11 protein-coding genes are annotated in these 7,368 nt (G+C 36.9%); 9 read left to right on the top strand and 2 right to left on the bottom strand.

Features of this window, described 5'->3' with window-relative positions:
- Positions 1 to 181: 181 nt before the first annotated feature.
- The 5 genes from ABES03_RS10615 (at position 182) to ABES03_RS10595 (ending at position 2,174) form a co-directional block, all read left to right on the top strand.
- On the top strand, positions 182 to 592 hold the full coding sequence (locus tag ABES03_RS10615) for a YlbD family protein (RefSeq protein WP_430117266.1): 411 nt from the start codon (positions 182 to 184) through the stop codon (positions 590 to 592).
- A 17-nt stretch (positions 593 to 609) separates the two neighbouring features.
- Entirely contained in the window at positions 610 to 849 is a 240-nt protein-coding gene (locus ABES03_RS10610) for a YlbE-like family protein (protein WP_430117265.1), read from the top strand.
- A 103-nt stretch (positions 850 to 952) separates the two neighbouring features.
- Positions 953 to 1,312 (top strand): hypothetical protein, encoded by a 360-nt coding sequence (locus ABES03_RS10605; protein WP_430117264.1) that lies wholly within the window; start codon positions 953 to 955, stop codon positions 1,310 to 1,312.
- A 57-nt stretch (positions 1,313 to 1,369) separates the two neighbouring features.
- Positions 1,370 to 1,807, top strand: a complete 438-nt coding sequence (locus tag ABES03_RS10600; protein ID WP_430117263.1) for a YlbF family regulator — start codon at positions 1,370 to 1,372, stop codon at positions 1,805 to 1,807.
- Positions 1,808 to 1,898: 91 nt separating this feature from the next.
- Positions 1,899 to 2,174 (top strand): YlbG family protein, encoded by a 276-nt coding sequence (locus tag ABES03_RS10595; RefSeq protein WP_308080284.1) that lies wholly within the window; start codon positions 1,899 to 1,901, stop codon positions 2,172 to 2,174.
- Positions 2,175 to 2,204: 30 nt separating this feature from the next.
- Here the strand turns inward: ABES03_RS10595 and ABES03_RS10590 are convergent, their stop codons facing one another.
- The gene (locus ABES03_RS10590; RefSeq protein WP_430117262.1) at positions 2,205 to 2,594 is read right to left on the bottom strand and encodes a DUF7147 family protein; all 390 of its coding nucleotides are present in this window, start codon (positions 2,592 to 2,594) and stop codon (positions 2,205 to 2,207) included.
- A gap of 403 nt (positions 2,595 to 2,997) precedes the next feature.
- Between ABES03_RS10590 and rsmD the strand changes: the two genes are divergently transcribed.
- Entirely contained in the window at positions 2,998 to 3,561 is a 564-nt protein-coding gene (gene rsmD, locus ABES03_RS10585) for a 16S rRNA (guanine(966)-N(2))-methyltransferase RsmD (RefSeq protein ID WP_430117261.1), read from the top strand.
- Between the two features lie 12 nt (positions 3,562 to 3,573).
- Complete coding sequence (coaD, locus tag ABES03_RS10580; protein WP_430117260.1) at positions 3,574 to 4,071, top strand: pantetheine-phosphate adenylyltransferase; 498 nt, start codon at positions 3,574 to 3,576, stop codon at positions 4,069 to 4,071.
- Positions 4,072 to 4,079: 8 nt separating this feature from the next.
- Here coaD and ylbJ read toward each other — a convergent pair whose 3' ends face one another.
- Positions 4,080 to 5,300 (bottom strand): sporulation integral membrane protein YlbJ, encoded by a 1,221-nt coding sequence (ylbJ, locus tag ABES03_RS10575; RefSeq protein WP_430117259.1) that lies wholly within the window; start codon positions 5,298 to 5,300, stop codon positions 4,080 to 4,082.
- 210 nt (positions 5,301 to 5,510) lie between these two features.
- Here ylbJ and ABES03_RS10570 point away from each other — a divergent pair, with 210 nt between their 5' ends.
- Complete coding sequence (locus tag ABES03_RS10570) at positions 5,511 to 6,290, top strand: patatin-like phospholipase family protein (protein ID WP_430117258.1); 780 nt, start codon at positions 5,511 to 5,513, stop codon at positions 6,288 to 6,290.
- A gap of 9 nt (positions 6,291 to 6,299) precedes the next feature.
- The gene (locus ABES03_RS10565) at positions 6,300 to 7,319 is read left to right on the top strand and encodes a SepM family pheromone-processing serine protease (protein WP_430117257.1); all 1,020 of its coding nucleotides are present in this window, start codon (positions 6,300 to 6,302) and stop codon (positions 7,317 to 7,319) included.
- Positions 7,320 to 7,368 lie beyond the last annotated feature (49 nt).

Raw genomic sequence — 7,368 nt, 5'->3', positions numbered from 1 at the left:
GCCTTCCGCTCCAATCAACTGGGTATAAATATCAACACTGTTCTTTAACATAGCATTATCTTAAGTCATCTTACCACTAAGACATGTATTAATAAATAATTTCATCACAGTTTGTATTTCACACTTCTTATCTTTTTACATATTGTATTATTGGCAATATATATGGGCAGAGGTGAGAGAAATGACGCAAAAAAAATTACACCCCTCCGTACTGCAATTCAAAGAATTTGTTAAAAACAATCCAAATATTATTAGAGAAGTTCGGAATGGAAAGGCCACGTGGCAAGAGCTGTATGAAGATTGGTACTTATTAGGTGAAGAAGATAAACGATGGGAAACCATAGGTGTAGAAACACGGTCGGAACCTGAAACAGAGAGTAGTACTAAGGGAGATTGGATGTCAAATATTATGGGAATGGTCAAGAAAATGGACCCAAACCAAATGCAAAATCATATTAATAATCTAAGTCAGGCACTAGGTGCTATCCAGGGTGTCATTGCACAGTTTCAAGGAGGGAATCCAAATGCATCAGCAGGTCCTGTAAAGACTCAAGAGGGGCCAAAACATCCTTTTTCATTTCGAAAAGATTAATAGAAGGGAATTAGACTATGAGAAGAGAGGTACTTGATTATTTAGAAAATCAAAAGGATTTAAAGAAGTTTGTACGCGAACAGCCCTATTGGTATAGAAAACTATCCAGAAATCCTTATGACTTACAATCACTTGAAATTGCCTCATTACATTATTATAAGAAAACAATCCCACACCAAGTCGAAAAGTTTTCAAATAGCGTGCAAATGGCATCGATGATGTATTCTATGTTTCAGGCAATGAAAAACCAAAATTAACCAAGGTCCACATGGAAAAAATGTGGCCTTTTTTTATTACTGTTATTTGAAAAAGACTAAAAATCAAAAAGGAGGCGAACAATACTATAAAGGAGTGATTGGCTTGAAAAGGTTTATACCATCTATTGTTCTTCTACTTCTATTGCAAGGAATGGTAACAGTTTTTCATTCAAGTGCGCAAGAAATACCTACATTATTGGTACAGCATGAAACAAAAGGGAAAGATGTATTGGTTGAATGTATTGTCACTGGGATCAGCTTTAGAGAATCGAAACAGTCAAGTCAAAAAATTGGAAAAATGGTTATCTGGGTTGATGGCAAACGAAATAGAGAGGTAACGGCTGCTGCATTTATAATTAAGGGACTATCTCAAGGGACGCATAAAGTAAGGCTTGAGGTTGTAAAGTTAAATAATGAGCCGTATGGATTGGCGAAAGAGTTTATGGTAAATGTCCCTAAATAAAATGAAGTTTTCGCATTCTCCTAGTTTTCATGGTAAAATGTCCTTGGAGGTGGGCGCATGCTTGCTACGTTAGAAAGAATGGAATTATTAGAAAATGCGGAAGCGATAGCTAGGATGGTACTTGAATCCGATGTAGTGGAACAATATCAGATTTGTTTATATAAATTGAAAAGTAATAAGGAGACACAACGGAAAATTAATCGTTTTGTTAGCCTGAAGGAGCTATACGAAGAAGTCCAACGTTTTGGGAAGTATCACCCTGATTATAAACGGGTTATGACACAAATTCGCGAAGTAAAGAGGGAAATGGACTTGGACCCATTAGTAGCTGATTTTAAATTAGCAGAAAACGATCTCCAAAGTCTATTGGATGAAATCAGCATGTTAGTAGGTGGCGCGGTTTCTAAACATATAAAAGTTCCTTCAGGCAATCCATTTTTTGAATCTAATCACGGTGCCGGCTGTGGCGGCGGAGGAAGCTGTGGGTGTAGTTAATGAGTGTAAACCAGCATATTTCAGCTGGTTTTTTGTTTTTCTATATGCTAGACTTATCTAAAATGATGGTTTTGCTGAAGGGGAAAAAAGTATGTTTGTTCAAAGACAAGGATTAGTAGTTTGGCTATACTCTTTAAAACAAGCTAAGATGCTACGTCGCTTTGGTAATGTTCATTACGTCTCAAAAAAACTAAAATATGTAGTCTTGTATTGTAATCAAGAAGACATGGAAGGCATCATGGAAAAGTTAAATTCTTTTTCATTCGTAAAGAAAGTAGAGCCATCTTATAAACCATTCCTAAGAATGGAGTATGAGAATTCTGCACCTGACAAAGCTAAGGAATATGATTATAAAATGGGTATATAAAAAGAGGTTGACAAGTGTCAACCTCTTTCCTTATTGCAGAGGGGCCAGGTAATGATTCAATCTAAGAATTCCAATTAGGTGTTGATAGAATAATTCCTTCTCATTAAAGCTGTTAGATGGTTTAACAGATAGTTGGATAACTTGTTTACCAAGTTCTTCAGCAGTATCAGAAAAAAGGGAGTATCTCTTACTAGGTGAAATATTTGGGTTTGGTATTCCTTCACGACAGATGTATAAAGGTTGAAACTTGCCTGGATCAGTTGGTTTTAACACAACAACTAAGGAGGTCAACTCCTTGTTATCTATTTTAGTATGAAGAGCCATCATATGGTGAAGCCGATGTTGATTGGCTTTAGCAACCTCAATAAGTTCGTAAATATCTGAATATCCTTCTCCGAGTTCAATAAATCGCTGTATCAATGAAAACGCTCCTTTAAACACTAAATTCATTAATACTTTAACATTTTCTAAGCTTCATTTAAATATAAACAAAAAAAACCCCGCAGAATAATCTGCGGGGTCCTTCCACATCCTCTAAAGGATAGAAGGCAAAGGGAGAGGAGAAACCGGAGGAAGAACTTATGGGGAAACGTAAGTCTTCTCCGCGGTTGGCAACAACATCCTCGAATTGATGTTGTTAATAACATTATTTCCACAACCTTTAAGGTTATACGTCTATTTTAAAAAATTTCCATATGAAACAAAAATTAGCTAGATAAGTTAATTCAACCTAAAGATATGTGTGAACAGATTGTCTACTTTTTGTGAATTATGATAGGATGGATAAAGAAAAATTATTTCCGACAAATGTGGTGATATGTAAGTGAGAGTCGTTTCGGGCACATGTAAAGGAAGACCTTTGAAAGCTGTTCCAGGAAATACAACAAGGCCTACAACCGATAAAGTAAAAGAAGCGTTATTTAATATGATTGGCCCTTATTTTGATGGTGGAATAGGTTTGGATTTATTTGCTGGTAGTGGTGGACTAGGGTTGGAAGCGCTTAGTAGAGGCTTGGAGAGGGTTATTTTCATTGATCGAGAGTCGAAAGCAATCCAAGTCATAAATGAAAATATTAGGGCCTGTAAGTTTGAAGAGCAGACAGAGGTTTATCGTAATGATGCAGACAGAGCGTTAAAAGCCCTAATCAAAAGGGAGATTAACTTTGATTACATATTTTTAGATCCTCCCTATAAAAAGCAGCAACTCGTAAATTTAATGGAAAAAATGGATCAGCAGAATGTTGTAAAGACAAATGGAATTATAGTTTGTGAACACAGCTTTGACGTAGAGTTACCACAGTCAGTGGGACAGCTTACGCAAATAAAACATGAAAAATATGGGATGATTGCTGTGACGATTTATTCTCGTCAGACCAGCGAGGAATAAGGGGGAGTCATATTGGCTAGTATAGCCGTTTGTCCAGGAAGTTTTGATCCGATTACATACGGTCATTTAGACATTATCCGTAGAGGAGCCAAGGTCTTTGATAAGGTATATGTGGTAGTTTTAAACAATTCAGCAAAAAACCCACTTTTTACTGTTGAAGAGCGAATTAATTTAATCAATGAGGTAACTAAGGATATGCCTAATGTAATGGTCGATGAATTTGCTGGTTTACTTGTTGACTATGCAAAGAGTGTGAAGGCTAATGCGATACTTAGGGGATTACGTGCAGTCTCTGACTTCGAGTATGAGATGCAGATAACCTCAATGAACAGGGTGTTAGATGAAGATATTGAAACCTTTTTCATAATGACCAACAACCAATACTCTTTTTTAAGCTCCAGTATTGTGAAAGAGGTTGCTAAGTACAATGGCAAAATTACAGAACTTGTCCCTCCTATTGTTGAAAAAGAATTACAAAAAAAGTATAATGACAAACAAATGAAAAGCTAGGCATAGGCCTAGCTTTTTTGATTTTTTAACCTCGAAAACAATAGTAAGACATAAACCATAAGTGAAAGGATTGTTATGAGTGGTCCAATCTCTATCATTTTATGGTAAAAGTGATCAGCCCACGATCCTTGACCGAAAAAACTAACGGGTAATGCATTTGAAGGCTGATCATTACTATTAAAGCGCACATAAATGGGTTTCCATAAAATAAGTGCAAACAAGCTGGCAAATATTCCTTGAAGGATTCTCGCAATAAAAAATGGCTGAAACCTAATATCTGTCTGAGCTAAAATACTGGCTACTTGTGCTTGAACACTAAATCCGCTAAAACCTAAGATGAAGCTGGTCATCATAGCTTTTTGGAGAAGGGTAGCATCTTGTACCTGACTTGTTAATTGACTCCCTAAGGTAATCTCAAACAAACCAGAAATAAAAGGGATACTTAGCATTTCAGGAAAGGAGATGGAAGACAGTACTACCTCAACAGATTTTGCTAGTGTTGCTGTAATATGTAAATGATATAGGAGTTTATTTATTACTGAGAACAAGATGATAAAACCGCCAACCATTAATAAGGTTTGGATGGAGGAGTTAACAGCATCACCTAAAAGTTTGCCAATTGGGCGATTATCCTTCAATCTTGTCTGATGCAATGCAGATAAGGCAGATCTGACCTTGAATTTTTTTCTTTTCTCACTAGCAACCTCTGGTGATTCCTTACCATAAAATCTCATAAGGAGCCCAACACAAATATTCCCTAAATAGTGTGAAAGAGCAAGAAGAACACCTAAGTGAGGATTATAGAAAAATCCAACCGATACCGCCCCAAAAATAAATAGTGGATTTGAGGAATTGGTAAAGGAAACAAGCCTTTCTGCTTCAATTTGGGTTAAGTGTCCTTCTTGGCGTAGTCTTGCGGTGAATTTTGCACCTGCTGGGAATCCAGAAGCCATTCCCATGGCCCAAACAAATCCTCCGACTCCTGGAACCTTAAACAGCGGCCTCATGAGGGGCTCTAATAGAACCCCAATAAACTTAACTACTCCAAAGCCTATTAACATTTCAGAAACAATAAAAAAAGGCAGCAGGGAAGGAAAAACAATTTCCCACCACATATTCAGGCCTCGAATCGAAGCATCAAATGACTCCTGTGGAAAAGAAATCAGAGATACTGCTAAAATGGTGACAGATAAAGAAAGAAAAAGTGTTTTTACCTTTGACCGAAACAATGGAGGGACCTCCTTCCGAGGGGATTGGTAACATTGTGCAAATTTATGTTATCAATGCTAAAATAGAGATTATTCCTAATAATCATATGAACACTTGTCCTCATATAACACAAATATACTCATAGAACGTCAATTTAGACCATAAGATTGAACGAGATTTATCTTTTACAATGGAAGGAAATGTTCATATATAAATGGGAGGTAGCTAAGATGGAGCACCCTAAAATAGGATTGGCACTTGGTTCTGGTGGTGCACGTGGGTTTGCTCATTTAGGTGTCATAAAGGCATTTAAGGATGCTGGAATTCCCATTCATTTAATCGCTGGGAGCAGCATGGGAGCCCTTGTTGGTAGTTTTTATGGGGCAGGTATTGACATGGAACGGCTATATAAACTATCCACTGCCTTTAAGAGAAAATATTTCTTGGATTTTACGGTACCAAAGATGGGCTTTATCTCCGGGAAAAAGGTGAAGGAATTTATTAAGGTTTTTACCCATGGAAAAAACATTGAAGATTTGAACATCCCAATCGGGATTGTAGCTACTGACTTATTAACAGGTGAGAAAATCGTTTTTCAGAATGGGCCTGTTGCGGATGCGGTAAGAGCTAGTATTTCTATTCCCGGTATTTTTGTGCCGGAAAAAAATAATGGAAGAATCCTTGTAGACGGAGGTGTCAGCGATCGCGTTCCTGTATCTGTCGCTAGGGAAATGGGAGCGGATATCGTCATTGCTGTAGATGTTTCAAGAGTAAAACGGAATGCAGAGATTTCCTCTATTTATGATGTTATTATGCAGAGTATCGATATCATGCAATCTGAAATAGTTAGGAACAGGGAAATTACTGCAGATGTCATGATTCGACCGCCAGTTGAAAACTACAGTTCCCGGGCATTTACCAATATTGAAGAAATTATTAATATCGGTGAGGAAGAAGCAAAAAAACATATCAAGCAAATAGAAACCGTCATTGAACAGTGGAAGGGGTAACAATAAGCAATGCGTAAAAAAATATATATAAGTTCTGTTCTTTTCATTACACTGCTTCTAATTGGGGGGATGTATTATACCTTACCCTATTATGTTTCGAAACCGGGAATGGCGAAAGAACTGGGACCAATTATAACAGTAGACGGTGGGTATAAGGATGAAGGAAATTTTATGCTAACGACTGTAAGAATGGGTAGAGCAAATATCTATTCTTACTTAGAAGCAAAACTTCTAAAATATGAAGAACTATATCCACTAGAAATGATTTTATATAAAAAAGAGACAGAAGAAGAATATAATGCTAGACAGCTTCACTTAATGGCGGGTTCAAAACTTAATGCAATTGAGGTTGCCTATCGGAAAGCCGATTTGCCTGTACATTATAAATATAAAGGGATCTATGTTGTCCAAGTAATTCCTGGAATGCCAGCTGCAGGAAAGATCAATGCAGGGGATCGAATATTTAAAGTAGATGGACACCAATTTTCTTCCTCGGAAAAATTTATTGAGTATGTAGGTACTAAAAAAGCAGGAGACAAAGTCACTTTAACTTTTTCAAGAAATAAAATAACGAAAACAGAAACTTTAAACGTTGAGCGTTTCAAGGAGGATCCTAATAAGGTAGGTATTGGAATATCTTTAGTTGACGATAAGGAAATTCTTGTTGATCCTAAGGTAAAGGTGAGAACAGATGAAATTGGCGGACCTTCAGCAGGGCTTATGTTTTCATTAGAAATCTATAATCAATTGACCAAAGAAGATCTAACGCGAGGCTATCAAATAGCGGGGACAGGTACAATTAGTGAAGATGGAACAGTAGGGCCAATTGGAGGAATTGAACAAAAAATTGTAGCTGCGGATAAAGCGGGTGCGGAAATCTTTTTAGCACCTAATGAGAAAGGAATAAAAAATTCTAACTATCGAGCAGCGGTAAAAACTGCACGTGATATCAAGACAAAAATGAAAATTATTCCTATCGATACCTTCGACGATGCAGTTAGATACTTAGAAAAATTAAAGGAAAAATAAAAAGATGGTGCAGCTGCATCATCTTTTATTTTAGGCTGTGTTAAAGAAC

It is taken from the genome of Neobacillus rhizosphaerae (genome assembly GCF_050477885.1).
In the GTDB taxonomy this organism is placed as follows: domain Bacteria; phylum Bacillota; class Bacilli; order Bacillales; family Cytobacillaceae; genus Neobacillus; species Neobacillus rhizosphaerae_A.
The sequence above is the reverse complement of the archived record's forward strand: the minus strand, read 5'-3'. Positions and strand labels throughout refer to the sequence as shown.